Source organism: Sphingobium sp. ZW T5_29 (assembly GCF_044987515.1).
GTDB lineage: Bacteria > Pseudomonadota > Alphaproteobacteria > Sphingomonadales > Sphingomonadaceae > Sphingobium.
This window is the reverse complement of sequence record NZ_JBJDRM010000023.1, coordinates 1-15541: the sequence shown is the minus strand read 5'-3', so window position 1 is coordinate 15541 and position 15541 is coordinate 1. Positions and strand designations below refer to the sequence as shown.

General features: G+C 57.0%; 19 protein-coding genes and 1 pseudogene. 11 read left to right on the top strand and 9 right to left on the bottom strand.

The window, feature by feature from the left end:
* Window positions 1-355 (top strand): annotated as a pseudogene (locus ACI3KQ_RS15725) (plasmid replication initiator RepA); the annotation flags it as partial.
* A gap of 41 nt (window positions 356-396) precedes the next feature.
* Here ACI3KQ_RS15725 and ACI3KQ_RS15720 read toward each other — a convergent pair.
* Together ACI3KQ_RS15720 and parA are read right to left on the bottom strand one after the other, a co-directional pair.
* Window positions 397-693 (bottom strand): ribbon-helix-helix domain-containing protein, encoded by a 297-nt coding sequence (locus ACI3KQ_RS15720; RefSeq protein ID WP_404959251.1) that lies wholly within the window; start codon window positions 691-693, stop codon window positions 397-399.
* A complete protein-coding gene (parA, locus tag ACI3KQ_RS15715) occupies window positions 690-1343 on the bottom strand; it encodes a ParA family partition ATPase (protein ID WP_404959249.1) in 654 nt (217 codons plus the stop codon). The genes ACI3KQ_RS15720 and parA overlap by 4 nt, the downstream gene beginning before the upstream one ends.
* A gap of 249 nt (window positions 1344-1592) precedes the next feature.
* Here parA and ACI3KQ_RS15710 point away from each other — a divergent pair, with 249 nt between their 5' ends.
* A complete protein-coding gene (locus tag ACI3KQ_RS15710) occupies window positions 1593-2600 on the top strand; it encodes a hypothetical protein (RefSeq protein ID WP_404959247.1) in 1008 nt (335 codons plus the stop codon).
* A 91-nt stretch (window positions 2601-2691) separates the two neighbouring features.
* Here ACI3KQ_RS15710 and ACI3KQ_RS15705 read toward each other — a convergent pair whose 3' ends face one another.
* A complete protein-coding gene (locus ACI3KQ_RS15705; protein WP_404959245.1) occupies window positions 2692-3240 on the bottom strand; it encodes a recombinase family protein in 549 nt (182 codons plus the stop codon).
* 181 nt (window positions 3241-3421) lie between these two features.
* Here ACI3KQ_RS15705 and ACI3KQ_RS15700 point away from each other — a divergent pair, with 181 nt between their 5' ends.
* The gene (locus tag ACI3KQ_RS15700; RefSeq protein ID WP_404959243.1) at window positions 3422-3805 is read left to right on the top strand and encodes a GFA family protein; all 384 of its coding nucleotides are present in this window, start codon (window positions 3422-3424) and stop codon (window positions 3803-3805) included.
* On the opposite strand, the gene ACI3KQ_RS15695 is transcribed toward ACI3KQ_RS15700, so the two are convergent.
* Window positions 3786-4064 (bottom strand): hypothetical protein, encoded by a 279-nt coding sequence (locus ACI3KQ_RS15695; protein WP_404959241.1) that lies wholly within the window; start codon window positions 4062-4064, stop codon window positions 3786-3788. The genes ACI3KQ_RS15700 and ACI3KQ_RS15695 overlap by 20 nt on opposite strands.
* A gap of 370 nt (window positions 4065-4434) precedes the next feature.
* Between ACI3KQ_RS15695 and ACI3KQ_RS15690 the strand changes: the two genes are divergently transcribed.
* From ACI3KQ_RS15690 to ACI3KQ_RS15675, 4 genes are all read left to right on the top strand, one after another.
* The gene (locus tag ACI3KQ_RS15690; RefSeq protein WP_404959239.1) at window positions 4435-4860 is read left to right on the top strand and encodes a nuclear transport factor 2 family protein; all 426 of its coding nucleotides are present in this window, start codon (window positions 4435-4437) and stop codon (window positions 4858-4860) included.
* Between the two features lie 158 nt (window positions 4861-5018).
* Window positions 5019-5771, top strand: coding sequence for a metallophosphoesterase (locus tag ACI3KQ_RS15685; RefSeq protein WP_404959237.1), 753 nt, complete (start codon window positions 5019-5021; stop codon window positions 5769-5771).
* A gap of 118 nt (window positions 5772-5889) precedes the next feature.
* Entirely contained in the window at window positions 5890-6447 is a 558-nt protein-coding gene (locus tag ACI3KQ_RS15680; protein WP_404959235.1) for a hypothetical protein, read from the top strand.
* A 7-nt stretch (window positions 6448-6454) separates the two neighbouring features.
* Complete coding sequence (locus tag ACI3KQ_RS15675) at window positions 6455-7306, top strand: HAD family hydrolase (protein WP_404959233.1); 852 nt, start codon at window positions 6455-6457, stop codon at window positions 7304-7306.
* Between the two features lie 33 nt (window positions 7307-7339).
* On the opposite strand, the gene ACI3KQ_RS15670 is transcribed toward ACI3KQ_RS15675, so the two are convergent.
* Window positions 7340-7774 carry a type II toxin-antitoxin system VapC family toxin gene (locus tag ACI3KQ_RS15670; protein WP_404959231.1) on the bottom strand — a complete coding sequence of 145 codons (435 nt, stop codon included), beginning with the start codon at window positions 7772-7774 and terminating at the stop codon, window positions 7340-7342.
* The gene (locus ACI3KQ_RS15665; protein WP_404959229.1) at window positions 7771-8865 is read right to left on the bottom strand and encodes a hypothetical protein; all 1095 of its coding nucleotides are present in this window, start codon (window positions 8863-8865) and stop codon (window positions 7771-7773) included. The genes ACI3KQ_RS15670 and ACI3KQ_RS15665 overlap by 4 nt, the downstream gene beginning before the upstream one ends.
* A gap of 126 nt (window positions 8866-8991) precedes the next feature.
* On the opposite strand from ACI3KQ_RS15665, the gene ACI3KQ_RS15660 reads away from it, so the two are divergent.
* Window positions 8992-9837 carry a BglII/BstYI family type II restriction endonuclease gene (locus tag ACI3KQ_RS15660; protein WP_062734598.1) on the top strand — a complete coding sequence of 282 codons (846 nt, stop codon included), beginning with the start codon at window positions 8992-8994 and terminating at the stop codon, window positions 9835-9837.
* On the opposite strand, the gene ACI3KQ_RS15655 is transcribed toward ACI3KQ_RS15660, so the two are convergent.
* The 3 genes from ACI3KQ_RS15655 to mobQ form a co-directional block, all read right to left on the bottom strand.
* Entirely contained in the window at window positions 9788-10471 is a 684-nt protein-coding gene (locus ACI3KQ_RS15655) for an MT-A70 family methyltransferase (RefSeq protein ID WP_083951443.1), read from the bottom strand. The genes ACI3KQ_RS15660 and ACI3KQ_RS15655 overlap by 50 nt on opposite strands.
* A 238-nt stretch (window positions 10472-10709) precedes the next feature.
* The gene (locus tag ACI3KQ_RS15650) at window positions 10710-11144 is read right to left on the bottom strand and encodes a hypothetical protein (protein ID WP_404959227.1); all 435 of its coding nucleotides are present in this window, start codon (window positions 11142-11144) and stop codon (window positions 10710-10712) included.
* Window positions 11141-12226 carry a MobQ family relaxase gene (mobQ, locus tag ACI3KQ_RS15645; protein WP_404959225.1) on the bottom strand — a complete coding sequence of 362 codons (1086 nt, stop codon included), beginning with the start codon at window positions 12224-12226 and terminating at the stop codon, window positions 11141-11143. The genes ACI3KQ_RS15650 and mobQ overlap by 4 nt, the downstream gene beginning before the upstream one ends.
* A gap of 169 nt (window positions 12227-12395) precedes the next feature.
* Between mobQ and ACI3KQ_RS15640 the strand changes: the two genes are divergently transcribed.
* The 3 genes from ACI3KQ_RS15640 to ACI3KQ_RS15630 all read left to right on the top strand — a co-directional run.
* Window positions 12396-12686, top strand: coding sequence for a mobilization protein (locus ACI3KQ_RS15640; protein WP_404959223.1), 291 nt, complete (start codon window positions 12396-12398; stop codon window positions 12684-12686).
* A complete protein-coding gene (locus tag ACI3KQ_RS15635) occupies window positions 12683-14242 on the top strand; it encodes a type IV secretory system conjugative DNA transfer family protein (protein ID WP_404959221.1) in 1560 nt (519 codons plus the stop codon). The genes ACI3KQ_RS15640 and ACI3KQ_RS15635 overlap by 4 nt, the downstream gene beginning before the upstream one ends.
* Before the next feature lie 468 nt (window positions 14243-14710).
* Window positions 14711-15541: replication initiator protein A (locus ACI3KQ_RS15630; RefSeq protein ID WP_404959219.1), on the top strand; the 831-nt coding region annotated here is incomplete at its 3' end.

Genomic DNA, 15541 nt, shown 5'->3' with positions numbered 1-15541 from the left:
CGGGTCACAATCGACCGCTAAGGAGTTCAAGCGGCTGCTCAAGGTCATCGTTGAGCAGGACGTGCTGCACGGTCACTTCCCGGATTACTCGATCCAACTCAACGAGGACGGGGATCAAGTCACCTTTACCCCGCGCTCGGCCAAGTCCGACCTGCCACAAACGACGCTGTTTCCGATGATCTCAAACACTGCGCTAGAACGCGCCAGATCGGTCGCACCTGGCTATGATGTATATGCGCTCAAGGCGGATTACCTGGCATTCTGGGATGACAAGGGACGGCAAGAACTGAAAAACCCCGATGCGGCGTTCCTGGGCTGGTGCAAGAAGCGACACGAGCGGAATCCGCTCCGCTGATCCTTACGCCTACATGCAAACATGCAAACATGTTTGCATGTTCACTTGCCTACAGGGCTTTCTCCCATCTTGCGGAGCCAGTCGTTGAACGCCTCGCCCATTGCATCCTGTAAGCTCATACCGTTCTTGCGAGCAGTCATGTGCATGGCGAACGACATTTCGGGGCTGAAATAGCCGGTCATGGCCTTCTTCCCCTGACGGCTCGGCGCGGTCGCGCTACTTGTGCTGGTACTGTTGGCCGCTGCCGGAATGATCGCCGCCTTGCCCGATGCTTCGGATTTTGGTGCTGGCGCCGGTTCGCGGTCGCGAAGCGCGAGCAATGATCCTTTGCGGCTCATGCGGCATTCCTCCGTTTCTTATATGCTTGCATGTTTACATGCTGACATGCCCACTTGTAAAGTTCACGCACTTCTTCGGCCGCTTTGCCATTGGGTTCGATTTCCATGGCGGTCTTGCCCTCGGCAGCTGCGTGGCGGAACGCGGCTCGGTCAGCAATGATATGGGGGCAGGCTTCGAGGCCGTAGCCCTTCACTACCTGGGCGGCCTCATCATACATGCGCGGGGCAGTCGGGCTGCCTGCGGTGAAGATCACAAAGGCGGGCTTGCCGCGCATCTTCACCAGGCTAGCCGTGGTTTGCACAGCAGCAAGATCGAAGGCGCTCGGTCGGCACGGGATTAGAACCAAATCGGCGGCTTCAACAGCGGCACTGGCGGCGCTGTCGGCATGGGGCGGGGTGTCGATCACGATAAAGTCCGCGCCCTGGGTCGTGGCCTGCTCGATCTTGGCGGCAAGGCGAGGGGGGGCGCTGTCGATCACCACGGGCGGGGCATCTTTTCGCCACGCTGCCCATTGACTGGCCGTCGCCTGCGGGTCGAGGTCAATCACTAGTGCGGTATGGCCCGCATCCTCGGCGGCGGCGGCCAGATGAAGGGCGAGCGTGGTTTTCCCTGCGCCGCCCTTCTGGCTGATTATAGCGATTGTTGGCATGTGCAATTCCTTACATGTTCACATGTTTGCATGTGGTCATGTAAGGGCTATAATGATGGAATCGTCAAGGAGTTCCTGCACTTTCAGCACGATTTCGGCCAATGGCGGGATAATGCTCCATGACGGTAGACCTGGCGAGCATGTGATGCGATCGTTGCAGGATGGCCATCTGATGAAAGTCAGAGCATAGTTCTTGAAATGTTTCACTAAAGAACCAGATTACTGTGGGGCATATGTAGGGGGCAGATTATGGCTGAATCAGTTTTTCCTTGGAAACGAGGTTATCTTAAGGTTCCGCCTAAGGTCGTCGCATCCCTAGGAAAGATCGAGGGGCGATTGGTGCAGGTAGCTGCGACTAAGCGTGTGCATCGCCAGGACATCGAAGCTGGGATTTACGCTCACGTCGGCTTGATAATTGATGCGGCTGGTAATGTGACGGCCAAACAGGGAAATTTGCCACGTATTGACGCTGGCAAGTGGTCTGCCCGCAATGCCTTTGGCTGGGAAATCGTGCGCGACGATCTTCCCATGACAACGAAGTCCTACTCATTCGAGGCACCGAATTTCGGCGATGCAGCACGTAATGGCACTAGTATGCGTGTTATCCAGCGAGAGGTGTATCAACGGCAGGTGTTCGAACCTCGCGGGCTGCTGATAGACACTAACGTTATGGATGACAGGGGCGATATAATAGTCGTCCAGTTCGCATTAAACGAGCTTCTAGACAGGGACCATACAGAGTTCGACAGACTTTTTCTGTGGTCCCTCAATGTTCTACAAGAAAATACAGGCGTGACGGATGTTTATAGCTCCAATGCCACGCGCGAAGACTTTCTAGGCAGCATCCTACTCGCTTGGGAGGTGTTCCCGCCGGGGTCTGTGGACGAAGTGATAGCCCGTCTTGCAAAGTCGCCGCCTTACGCTGCCAACGCACCGGATTTCGAAAAGCATGTCCGTGATCGGGTTGCACTATTTGAACAGCTAAAGCCAACATCCTACTTGCGGGGACAGGGGGGCTTCGGATCGTACTTCGGTGCGCAATTCGCCGACGATCTCGTCGTGTTTGAGAATTTGCGATACGGCAATGCCATCTACGTTCTCTACGAAAACTGGGAGGATGTTTCGAAGCGTTCACGGCTCGATCTGCTCCGCGATAACGACGCACAGTTTGATCGCATCCCGCATGTCGCCGATTGGCAAGACCGCCTTCGGGCGCTCGTCCGGTTCCAGCTACAGAAGCGCCGCCGCAGGCGGTAGCGCAGACGTTACAGCGGGCGTCCAATTCGGTCGTTACCGTGAATCTGTGTCCGGACACTGCACAGAACCCGATTTGGGCAGATTCCTGCCACTAGCGGCAGACAAGGCGCGATATGGTTGCCTGACTGACATTGAACAGCGCGGCGACGGTGCGCTGCGTATCACCGGCAGCGAGCCTATCCAGCGCCTCTGCCTGCTGATGTGAGGTGAGGGCCGTCCTACGCCCGAATTTGACCCCACGCGCCCTTGCCTGGATGCGCCCTGCGGCGGTGCGCTCGGTGATCCGTTCTCGCTCCCAGCTCGCCGCGATCCCCAGCACTGCGATTATCACCTCAGCAAATTGCGAGGTCGTATCCACCATCGGCTCGGCCAGCGAACGGAAGCCAGCCCCGGCCTCCTTCACTGCATGGAGAATGTTCAACAGGTCGCGGGTGTTGCGGGCAAGGCGGTCGGTCGCCGTCACCATCAGCACGTCCCCATCGTCCAGTGCGCCGATCGCGCGCTTGAGCTGGGGCCGCTCGGCCGTCGCGCCGCTGATCTTCTCACGGTAAATCTTCACGCACCCGGCGGCTGTGAGCTGGGCGAGCTGCTGGGCCAAATCCTGGCCGTTGGTGGAGACGCGCGCATAACCGTAGATCATGCGCGAAATCGTGCATCAGATTTTTGCATCAGGGAAGGGGCTGGATTCCCTCGGGTTTCGATCTGATGCAAAAGTTTTGACCTTTCCATTCAGTGTTTCGATCAGGGTTGAAGAAAAGGGAAAAGCTGAGTGGCATCGCGACAGGGCGGTTGGTACAAGAAGCGCGGGAGGATCGGGCTAGATGGAACGGCAGGCAGAATGTAATTGCGGCCAGCTACGTGCAGTCTGCATCGGTGAACCGGATCGTGTGTCAGTCTGTCACTGCACGAACTGCAAGCGTCGGACGGGAAGCTCCTTCGCATGGAACGCGAGCTTTCCTGCCGATGCCGTGAAGACCACAGGTGAGCGACATAGCTTTGCCCGTGCAACGGATTCCGGGAGAACCAATACTTACTATTTCTGCCCCGTCTGTGGCTCGACCGTCTTCTACGATGTGGAAATACGGCCCGGTATGATCTCCGTCCCGGCAGGCGCATTCGCATCGGCTGACTTTGCCAAGCCCACGGTGGAGCTTTTCGACCAACGGCGCGTAGCCTGGTGCGTTATCAACGCAGCAACCTCGTGACCTCAGTCAGCGACGATGAAGCACCAGATCGCTCCCAAATGGATTGGGCAGAAACACGGATTGGGTCGCTTCGAAACGCAGCTAACGATCCGGCGTCTGGGAAATAGAGTAGGTGGACTTCGGCCAGATTGTCGGCAGAACGCAATCGATCCTCAAGCCGTGCACCGTACTTTTCCAGCAGCGCCAGCACCGTACTTTCATACTCATCGAACAGAGTGACATCAGCGTTGGAAAGGTCGATCTGGGCGAGCATCAACATGGATGCCGATAATGTCGCCTTTCGCGCATCGGTCAACTGATCGTTACAATTGGGTACGTGGGACGGGAAGCGCTAACTACAATCAGCTTACTCTAATCGGAGCCTGATGCAAAAATCACAAGTTTTGTATCAGATCGAGAAGGGCGGAAATCTGCGCCTCTCCCTGATGCATAAATCTGATGCATATACAGCGCCCATATTGGTTAGGTGAAACCGTAGTTTTCAACCCCCGATCCCCTGATGCAAAAGTTTGATATTTGCATCAGGGGCGCCGAAAAGGTTGGAAAGCGGATCATATGGTTCCTGCAAAGGAGCCATGATAAGCGGCGCAGCGCCGCCTGTTTCGGCTGAATAGAAGGAGGGATGCCGCATGCAATTGGAAGAGCTTTCCGATAAGCTGGAGATCAATGAACTTTTGGCGCGATATTGCCACTCATTGGATGAGAAGGATTGGCCTTCTTTCCGCGCGATATTCACCGATGATGCCTCGATCGATTTTACTGCGTTCGGCGGTCCGCAGGGTAGCGTCGCTGAACTGGAAACCTTTCTTGTCCCTATTCTTGATGGTTTGGCGGGGTCTCAACATACAGTATCGACCATCAAGATTGATCTCGACGGCGATCTAGCCAAAGCACGTTCCGCTGCCATCGTCCCGATGACGACCATCAATGCGGAGGGTGTCGAAAGCACCTTCATCAGCGGCTTGTGGTACGAGGACCATCTTGCCCGCACACAGAATGGTTGGCGGATTCAGTCACGGAAACAAGTCCGGGGCTGGGCTTCGTCCCCGATATGAGAACGGGCTACTTCTGAGCGGCACTATACTTCGTCACTTGGTGTCATAGAAGGGGTAGCTGATCGGCTGCTTGCCCCGCTGGGCTGCTTTAGCGCATCCATGTTCACCCATTCTTGCCACAATGGGTCGCTAATGTCCCCAAGAGGGGGGAGGATAATATGATCGACGTGACGCAGCTACCTCATGACGAGGCAGGCATGATTTACGCCATCGGCGACATTCATGGCCGTCTCGATTTGCTCGATCAGATCGAGGCCACAATTGCCGATGATATTGCAAAATCTAAAAACCCGACGCCGCTAATTTGCTACTTGGGTGATTACATCGACCGTGGCCCTCAATCTGCGCAGGTCATCGATAGGCTGTGTTCTTATTCGGGAGATGGCGTGCGGCGCTTGTTTCTCAAGGGAAATCATGAAGACCGCATGATTGATTTCCTTGTGGACCCAATTGCGAATGGTCCAGCATGGATGAAATTTGGCGGGCGTGAGGCATTGGAAAGCTATGGCCTTATCGTGCCTATTGAACTGAGCGATGCCGACTGGAACAACCTGCGCGACCAGCTCAACGCTGTGTTGCCGGATAGCCATCGTAATTTCCTGTCGGCATTATTGCTTGGCGTTCGGTGGCGTGGGTATCTACTGGTCCACGCTGGCTTAAATCCAGAACGTCCCGTCAGCGCACAAGTGCAACATGATCTGATGTGGATTCGGGAGCCATTCCTCAGCAGCGAACGGGATTGGGGATTCAAGGTGATCCATGGCCATGTCATCACAGAACAGCCGGATTTCCGAGCGAACCGTATCGGAATCGACACTGGCGCTTACCAAACCGGGTGCCTGACCTGCCTCGTCCTTAGCAACGATGGTGAACGGTTGATCCAAGCATGGTCGCCGCCGCCCGCCACCTGATGCAAAAGTTTTGATTTTCGGTTCAACCAACCCCCGATGGCTGCTGCATCTGACAAACTGGTGGCCTAGAGTGCGCGCTGACTATAGGCATTTCCAACGGTTTTAGGGGGATGGCGCAGTGACTACACCAACAAATGAAGAGCTCATCGCAATCTGGTCAAAGGCGGTCGACACACAGATGCATTTCAATGAAATGTCCGTGAAATCGCGCCAGCTAGGGCTTACATTCGTAACCGCCGCCCTTGCATTAGGTGTTGTCCTGATGAGCCAAGGCGACGGGTTCTCGATGAAGCTCTTGATATGTGGTCGGACGATTACGCTCCATGTCGCGGTCCTTCTCGCATTGTCCGCAATATTAGGTCTCCAGGCCGTGAAGGTTCTTGACCTGACCGTCTACCATCGGATGCTCAGGGGAGCCGTCAGCTTTGGGGAGGACTTCGAACGGAATTACATGAGCCAGATATTCAATCTGGAAAAGGGGATGACCGGTGCCATCTCGTTCTATAGCCGTCATGATGATGCCAAAGTAGAAAATCTTACGCCAAACAATCATTATATTGGGTCTAGTCCAAAGACTGCCGAAGATAAAATTAGATCATTTTATAACATGACGACATGGACTCTTTTATTTGGAGCATTTGCCTTGTTTGCAATAACCAATCTCCAGAAGATTTGAGCATAAATTGAAAAGAAATATTCTCCTTATATGTGATTTTGATAATACCCTTTATGATTGGGTATCATACTTTGTATCTTCTTTTTATAAAATGGTGGATGAGGCTGTACTCATATTAGAGTGCGATCGAGAATATTTGCTGGACGACCTACGCAAAATTCACCGTCGCTATTCAGATTCCGAACACCCATTCGCACTGCTGGAAACGGAGGCAGTCAAAGCACGCTTTCCGGGTCTGTCCCGCCAACAACAGGCTGCGGCACTAGATCGGGCTTTTCATGCCTTCAATAAGACCCGCAAAGAGACGCTAACCTTATACCCTGGCGTCGCTGACACTCTCGCTTGTTTCCAACGTAGTGGTGTCCGGATCGTCGGACATACTGAGGCGAAATACCTTGCTGTGACTGACCGGCTGCGTCGCCTCGACCTAAACCAATATTTTGAAAGGATCTATTGCCGGGAGCGGTCAACCTCATCGCATCCAGCGCAAGGGGCTGCTGCTGACCTGACTAGCGGCAACGAGGTTGTAGAACTTGCCCACCACCAGTCTAAGCCCTCGGCAGAGGTGTTGTTGGAAATATGCGAACGGGAAGGTCACTCACCCGAAAACGCTGTCTACGTAGGCGACAGCCTCATTAAAGACATCCTCATGGCAAACCGGGCAGGCGTCCGTTCCGTATGGGCGAAATACGGGCTTAAGGCTCCTGCTGGGGCATACGATCAGTTAGTGCGCGTTTCCCACTGGCGGGATGAGGATATTGAGCGTGAGCAGGCAATCAGAGAAGGTGCGGGGGCTATTGCACCAGACGTGACGTTAGAGCATGGATTTTCCGAGCTTAAACAAATATTGCTTATTTAGAAATTATGTAACCAATTGGCTTTCTGTATGCTCTTAAGCAGCCTCTTGCTTAGGAGGGCATATAATTTCTATGTCTGGGAAATATTTTAGAAAATCATCTTCGTTGGTTGTTAGCAGGGGGTATCCTTCAACCTTTGCCAATGCGCCAATGAGAAAATCAGGCAGCACATTTGTTTTAGGAAGTTCTCCCGGAGCACGTTTCTTCTGACGGTAAGCTTTGTAGGCTTGGCCTGCCATGAAAAGCGCATCATCGTTGCCACGCAGGCGTTCTAACGCCCACTCCGTTACCGCCGCATCGGTATCTTCACGCGATGCCATGCCTGCCGACAATTCGCTGTACACAATGTCCGCGATGATAAGCGGCCCCTCGGCCCGGCGCGCCTCGATCTGCGCCACAGACCAGTCATGATGGACCTCTGCGCCATTTATCGCCGCCATTAAGGCGCTAGTGTCGAGGAATGTCGTCATTTCCCTCTTGTCAGCCTCATTAATTCTTCGACCGACATAGTCGGAACGACATTGGAGTCCCGGAGACGGGTCAAAGCCTGCTGGGTATGGGTACGGATAAAGGCCTGAAGATCGAAGGTGGTCAGCTCGTCGGCATCGATCATTTCAAATCCAACATATCGAGCGAGCATCGCGCAAGCTCGGGGGATCATTTTCAGGATCCTGGGATTCGAAGGGTGAACCGCACCCTGGGGGCGATTGTCATTGGCTGCGAACCATTGAACATCGGGAATGGTCAGCTCGGTACGTTCACGCACATGCTCATCCGAAAATCGTTCTCGGCCACCGCAAGCCGTGTAGAGCGCAACCAGGTGCTTAGACGCCAGATCTTTCTCCAGGCTCCGCGCGCCCGCGATCCGGGAAAAGCTCGATCCTTCAAGCAAAGCGCCATATTGCCCCGGCGCTGTCTGCTTACCGTCCAGCTCGCGGTCCTCAATGAGCCGGTCGAGCGCGAGGAATAGGGCATCGACCCACCATCTCTCGACGTGCTTGCTGGCAAAGTCGGAAAGATGCCCGATCTCATAGATATATTTGAGATTGGTCGATAATTTACGGGCCGATTTGGCTTTGTACCTCGGGTTTCCCGATACAAAGCCCTCGATGTCGTTGGCAGACACCCTTTTGGTGCTCCACTTATATTCCCCGGCCACCTTCTCAGAAATATAGCTGTTAGCCCAAAGGGCTGGCCGTCGCTGAGCCGCGTCAGCCCCCGTCCATTTTCCGACATAACTAAAGTTTAGTGTAAACAAAGCGAGTTTGTCAAAACTCGACGTGTGCGGCGCATTTAATGCCTGAAAAACCAACTCATCTGCGACGAGATAATCTATCCCATCTTTATTTTTATTGAAGAGAAAGAAATTTATTGGGATATATTCAGAATGTCCCGACTGAGAAACTCTCTGCCTGAAAATATCTCTCGGAACATCTTCCATTTGTCCGTCGAAACCAATCCGAATGCTTTCATATAGCTCCAACAAACCATTAGCTGGGGCACCCCAGCTAAAGTTTTTGGTGAAGCTACCGGGCTTCCAGTCTTGTTCTCCACCGGCCATCTAGTGCTCTGAGCGTTCCTGCGGTCTTGCTTTAATGCGATCGACTGTGAAGGGAGGCATAGGAGCCTCGCACTCTACAGGCAATCTGTGGCACCTGGAAAACCTTAGAATCGGCATCGGATGAGCATGTTTGAAGATCTGGCCGCACGCGGCTTCCAAATCCAGTTCCACAGCCACGCAACCGCCATCCTCAGCGTCGATTTCCCCGACGCGATCGGTGAATTGGAGGCCGCGCTCAGCGCGCTATCTATCCCGATCGAGGAGATTATCGGATCAGGCGGGGGCGAAACCAAAGGCACCCAGCGGCTCCGCCGCGCATTGGCCGAATTGGGATGGCACAAGGTCAATTTCACAATCGAGAAGCGCATCAACGGCGTCCAAAAGGAGTCGATCTCTCATGAAGTCGATCACGTCCGGACGTTTCCTGATGGCCGGGTGATCGCGCTCGAAATCGAATGGAACAACAAAGACCCGTTCTTCGACCGAGATCTGGAGAATTTTAAGCGGCTTCATGCGGAGGGGGCGATAAGCGTGGGGGTGATCGTCACCCGAGGCGCAAGCCTACAGGATGAAATGGTGCAGCTTGTTCGTCGGTTCGCCGTTGAGCGTGGGCTAAGTTCTACCGAAGATTTAGGCGCATTGGGCCTGACGCCGACGCCAAGACAGCGCGCTGATGTTGCCCGACGAATGAAGGCCGGGGGCGCGACATACGCCGATGCTTGGTCGCTGAGCTTCGTCAAAGACAAATACGGAGCAGCGACCACGCACTGGCGCAAACTGGAAGACCGCGTGCATCGTGGCGTTGGAAATCCGTGCCCGCTTTTGCTGATCGGCCTTCCCAGCTCTATCGTCACCTTTGACGAGAACCTCGACATCGAAGCGATTGCCGAAGGTGACGAAGAGGAGGAAATCCCCGATACCCCTATTCCGCCGCTACCGGAAAATCCGCCCGAGAATGGTGAGAATAGGTAGGCCAAGAAGGCTCATAAGCATCATCGGCCTGATTGCCCCACACGGTCCAATCTGGCCGTGTGCCACGTGAAAACATCTCCAAGAAAGGACCAGGGCTGCATTCCTCAATCAGAGGATATTGCTCATCAGGCTTCCGGCTGTGCTCACGTTTCCTACTCTCAATATAATTGACCTGGGTCCGGCCTGGGTCGAGCGTGCGCGCGTTCTTACCACGAACGCCAAAGAGAATGATCTCAGTCACATTGCGAAAATAGAAGCCGACGCCACGCCCATCGGAACCGCCATCCTTGCGGATCTTCCGCCAAATGATGTTCGATTTATATTCGAAGCCCCATTCCCGCATGACACGCAGCCCGTCTGGCAACAGCGCGTTGGGCACCCATAGGTACAGGTGAGCAGTCGCATCAACACAATCAGCGACGGGCAGTTCGCAGATTTCATCCAGCGTCATGGTGCTATATCGATTGAGCCGACGATGCTCCGGGGCAACCTTGCCAGTCCGATTTTGAAATTGCCAAGGGGGATCCGCAAGCACAGTCTTAAACCCGCCATTCCCGGCGACGCTAAGAAGATCAAGAGACGCAGGGCTAAGGTCGCGGGCCTTGCGAGATGGCTTACGCTTGGGATCTGACATTAGGCTGCGTCCTCATTTTCGATTGGTTTGGGTGCTCGACCGACATAGCCGCGCAAACTACGTCTGATGACCTGGCTCATGGTTTCGTCTCGGCTATCGGCAACCTGCCGTGCTCGCTGCACCAAATTTTTCGGCACTCGCACCGTCACCACTACATCGTCAGCCATACTGGCACCCCGTCGTACTTCGTATGTTCTGGTATTGCAGCGTAATACAGAACGCAAGGCTGCTATTTGCTTTATCGTTCTCGTCCCTTGTCCGGGACCGACGCCATGATGGTGTCCCCCTTATCGAGCAATCTGGCGATCTGCTCTCGGCCTGCCCTGCGCACCATTTCCGGCATATGCGGGCGATCGGGAAATTGTACCCGTGCCAACTCCTCCATCGCCATTACCTGTGCCTGTGCCGCCGCCAGCTCGGGATCAGCCGCAGCCTCGTCGGGGGTAGCGGCTCTGAACCGATCGCCGACCGTCATACCCCGATCTGTACCGCCCTTCGTCGCCGGCACGGCTGCGCCGACGCTGCCGGCGACGAGTTGTGCCAGCACGCCGCTCATGGCGTCCACCTTGGCCTGCATCGCCTCCACCTGGTTCGCCAGATTCTCGACCGCGCCCAACACGGCGCGCTGGGTTGCCAGCAACTGCATCACCGGATCGTCGCTCTCGTCGCTCATCGTTCGCGGTCCTTATCCCTGATGCGTTCCCGATCGCGCTCGGCCTGGTCGTGATCCGACCCGCCCTTGCTGCTCCTGCCCATACGCGAGGCGATGCGTGCGGCGGCGCTGCCCGGCTCCGGGGTGTCCTTATCCCGCTCGACCCGCTGCGCCGTCGCCTCCGCGATCCGCTCAGCCGCACCGCGATCGTCGGCCTGGTCCTGACTGCCCCATGCCGCGCTGAGACGGTCGCGCAACCCCTGCGCCATGTCCTTGGCCTTGTCGCCAATGCCGCGCATGGTGTCGGCGATCCTGGCGCTGAGTTCGCGAAGCTGCTGCGTCAGCTCGCGCCGCTCCCGGTTGCGCGCCTGCACCCCGCGCTGTTCGTCGCCGCGATCGGTGGGCCTGCCCTTGCGCTCCATCGCCACCGCCGACAACGGCACCTTGCCCAACGGCTCCCGGCCTAGATCCTCTTGCCCCTCCGCGTCGCCCCTTGTCCGCGCCGCCTCACGCTGATCTTTCAAGGAACGATGGTCGATGCGCTCATCGCACCCGGCCCGTTCCAGCGCCTGGTTGGCGTGATCCGCCCAGGCCGAACGCCACCCCTCAAGCCGCTCGGCTGCGTTCCAGTCCCGGTTCTTCTTCCCGAACCCCTCGCCGGTCAGGTCGCGCATGGTCAGCATGACATGCGCGTGCGGCTGCTCCTGCCCGTCCGCCGAATGGCCCCGGTGCAGCGACACGTCCGCAATCATACCCTGGGACACGAACTGCTCGCGCACATAGGTCTTGACCAGGGCGCGCCGCCCCTCCGCGTCCAATTCACGCGGAAGGGAGATTTCGACTTCGCGGGCAAGCTGGGCGTCCTTGCGCCGCTCCGCCGCCTCGACGCCGTTCCACAGACGGGCGCGATCGAGCATCCAGTCAGGCGTGCGATTGGGAGCCATGATCTCGCGATGCTCGATGTCAGACTTGCGCGTGTAGTCGTGACATTTGCCCAGGCGCTCGTCGGTCAGCCGCTCGCCCGACCGATAGGCGGCGGCGGCGACCGCGCTGCGTCCGGTGGCCCGCGAGATGACTTTGACTGAACAATGGTAGATCGCCACGACGCCGCGCCCTTCTGCCTTACTTCACTTAAGGGGGAGCCGTCCGGCGGGGGCAACGCCCCCACTAGGACCACGCACATTGGGAACCAATGTATAAGCGTGCCCTTATCTTCATAAGGTAGCCTCATGCTGTTTCGTTTGCTATAGCGAATTGCCATAGGAGGACGGCATGGCACGGACACCGGTTGAAGAGCGCCTTGAGAAAATGCGCGAGGACGAGCGCAAGTTGCGCGAGCGTCGAAAGGCGCTTGAGGCCCGCGTCTCTACCGAACGTCGCAAGGCTGAAACCCGCGAGCGCATCATGCTTGGCGCGTTCATCCTCCACCACATAGACGAGGATACGCCCACCGGACGCCAACTCGCGCCCCTGCTGCAACGCGAACTGCCGATGTTCCTGACCCGTGAGCGCGACCATGCGTTGATGGCCCCTCTGCTCAAGCGGCTGAAGGAGAAGGAATGATGGCAGGGCCGCTGGTCGGGGGTGATCGGGGGATAGGATGGGTTCGTGCGATCGTCGGCGCATTTGTCGTGTGCCTGGTCGTGCAATATCTGGTCGGCAAGCTGCTGCCGGAAGTTCTCGCCAGCGTCATCGCCTGGGGCGCGTTCGCGCTGGTGATGGTCGCGGTCTGGCGGATCAATAGCCGGGCCGGTCGCAACGAGCTGCTCGGCTCGGCCCGCTTCGGATCGCGTGACGATGTGCGCGGCCTGGAATCCAGCGACGGCGATCTGCTCATCGGTCGATCGGCAAAATCGGGCAAGCTCCTCCGCTATGGTGGCCCCGCCCATCTGCTAACGATGGCCCCGACGCGGAGCGGCAAGGGCGTCGGCACCATCATCCCCAATCTGCTGACCCTCGACCGCTCGGTGATCTGCATCGACCCCAAGGGGGAAAATGCCCGCGTCACTGCCAGGGCGCGCGCCACCAAGGGCAAGGTCTGGTGCCTCGACCCGTTCGAGGTGTCCGGGCACCCCCCTGCCCGCTACAATCCGCTCGATCGACTTGACCCGGCCAGCCTCGATCTGGCCGAAGATGCGATGACGCTGGCCGATGCCCTGGTGCATGACCCTGCCGGGCAAGGTGGCGAGGCCCACTGGAACGAGGAAGCCAAGGCGCTGATCGCCGGGCTGATCCTCTATGCCGTGGTCCATGAGGACCGCGAGCATCGCACACTGGCGACGGTGCGCGAGTATCTGACGCTCGCCCCCAAGGGGTTCGCCGATCTGCTGACCCTGATGCAGGACAGCCGCGGCGCCGGTGGCCTGATCGCCCGCGCCGCCAACCGCCAGCTCGGCAAGTCCGATCGTGAGGCCGCAGGGGTGTTGTCCTCGGCCCAGCGCCACACCCATTTTCTCGACAGCCCCCGGATCGTCGCCAGCATGGCCGCGTCCGACTTCACGTTTTCGGGGTTGAAAGAGGGGGTTTCCACGGTGTTTCTGTGCCTACCCCCTGACCGGCTCGACGCCTATGCGCGCTGGCTGCGCCTGCTGGTCGCCCAGGCGCTCACCGACATGGCGCGCTCGCCCGTCAAACCGGCGCGGCCCGTCCTTTTCCTGCTCGATGAGTTCGCCGCCCTGGGCAGGCTCGAACCTGTCGAGCGCGCCATGGGGCTGATGGCCGGATATGGATTGCAGCTCTGGCCGATCTTGCAGGACATGCACCAGTTGCGCGCCCTCTATGGCGAGCGCGCGGGCACCTTCATGTCGAACGCCGGGGTGTTTCAGGCCTTCGGGGTGAACGACCTCGCCACCGCTGAACTGCTGTCGAAGACGCTGGGGCAAGAAACCCTCGAATATCAGACGGCGGGCTATTCGCAGGGCAGCAGGATCGGCGGGGCCAAACTCACGCAATCGGCCAGCACGCACATCAGCGCCCGAAACCTCATGAACCCCGACGAAATCATGCGGATGCCGCCCACCGACCAATTGCTGATGCTCCAGGGGCAGGCCCCGTTGATCGTGGAGAAGATCCGCTATTACGATCAGCGCGAGTTTGCCGGGCTGGCCGATCCCGGCTGAGCGTCCACAGGACGCGCGATTGTCGCCGATGGCGCATTGAAACGGGAAAGGGCCGCAACCCCGCCTGATGACCGCCCTGAACCTCTCCACACGGCGCTAGGACGCGATTGGGCGCTGAACCCGCCCCACTTCCCCCTCGGAAGCCCAGCGACCGCAGGTCGCCCTGTGACGGCATCGCCGTCACGCATCAAACAGCGCATTGGCCGGTAGGCCAATTCTATATGCTTTCTACCTAGGTGTTATTATGTGTTAGATTCAGTGTTACGGCCAAAAAAAACGCGATTTATCGAAAATATTTCAGATAGTTAGTTGTTACGCTGGTGGGTGATAACACGATAAATGGTGTGTGAAAGCACGAAGTTTGGTGGGTGATAACACAATCAAAAAAGGATGCTTATGCACAGCCGTTGGTGTGTGAAAGCACGATACTCATTGCCTTGGTGGGTGAAAACACGATAGTTCTGGCTGGTGGGTGATAACACGAATCAAGAGGACCGCTCCCCGCTCCTGCCGGATCGCTATCCGCAGCAGGACTTCTTCGTGTGCGACATCTTCGATGCTGCGCCCAAAGCAGACATGGCCGCGATGGAACATCCCATTTTCAGTGTGTCCACAAAGCCTGATTTCACCAAGCGGGCTTATGAACACGGCAACGCGATCCTGCGCGTATCCCCTTCCCCCAACGGCCTCGCAACCGTCCATGATCGCGATGTGCTGATATATTGCATTAGCCAGATTATGGCCGCTCTCAACAAAGGGCAGAAGGTCAGCCAGGTCGTCCGCTTCAAGGCTTACGATCTGCTTGTGGCAACCAATCGCGGTACTGACGGGCGCGGTTACGAACAGCTCAAGGCCGCGTTCAAACGGCTGCAAGGCACACAGATAGAAACGAATATCATCACGGGCGGGCAAGCCCAATGGGACGTTTTCAGCTTGGTCGATCGTGCGTCGATCATCCGCGAAAGTTTCGACGGTCGCATGATCGATGTGGAAGTGAAGCTGTCCGATTGGGTGTTCAATGCCATTCGGGCAAAGGAAGTGCTGACCCTTAATCGTCGCTATTTCCGGCTGCGGAAGCCTCTGGAACGCCGCCTGTATGAAATCGCTCGCAAGCATTGCGGATGGCCTGGGAAGCCCGTCAAATTCGGCCTCGATACGATCCAAAAGAAGTGCGGGTCACAATCGACCGCTAAGGAGTTCAAGCGGCTGCTCAAGGTCATCGTTGAGCAGGACGTGCTGCACGGTCACTTCCCGGATTACTCGATCCAACTCAACGAGGACGGGGATCAAGTCACCTTT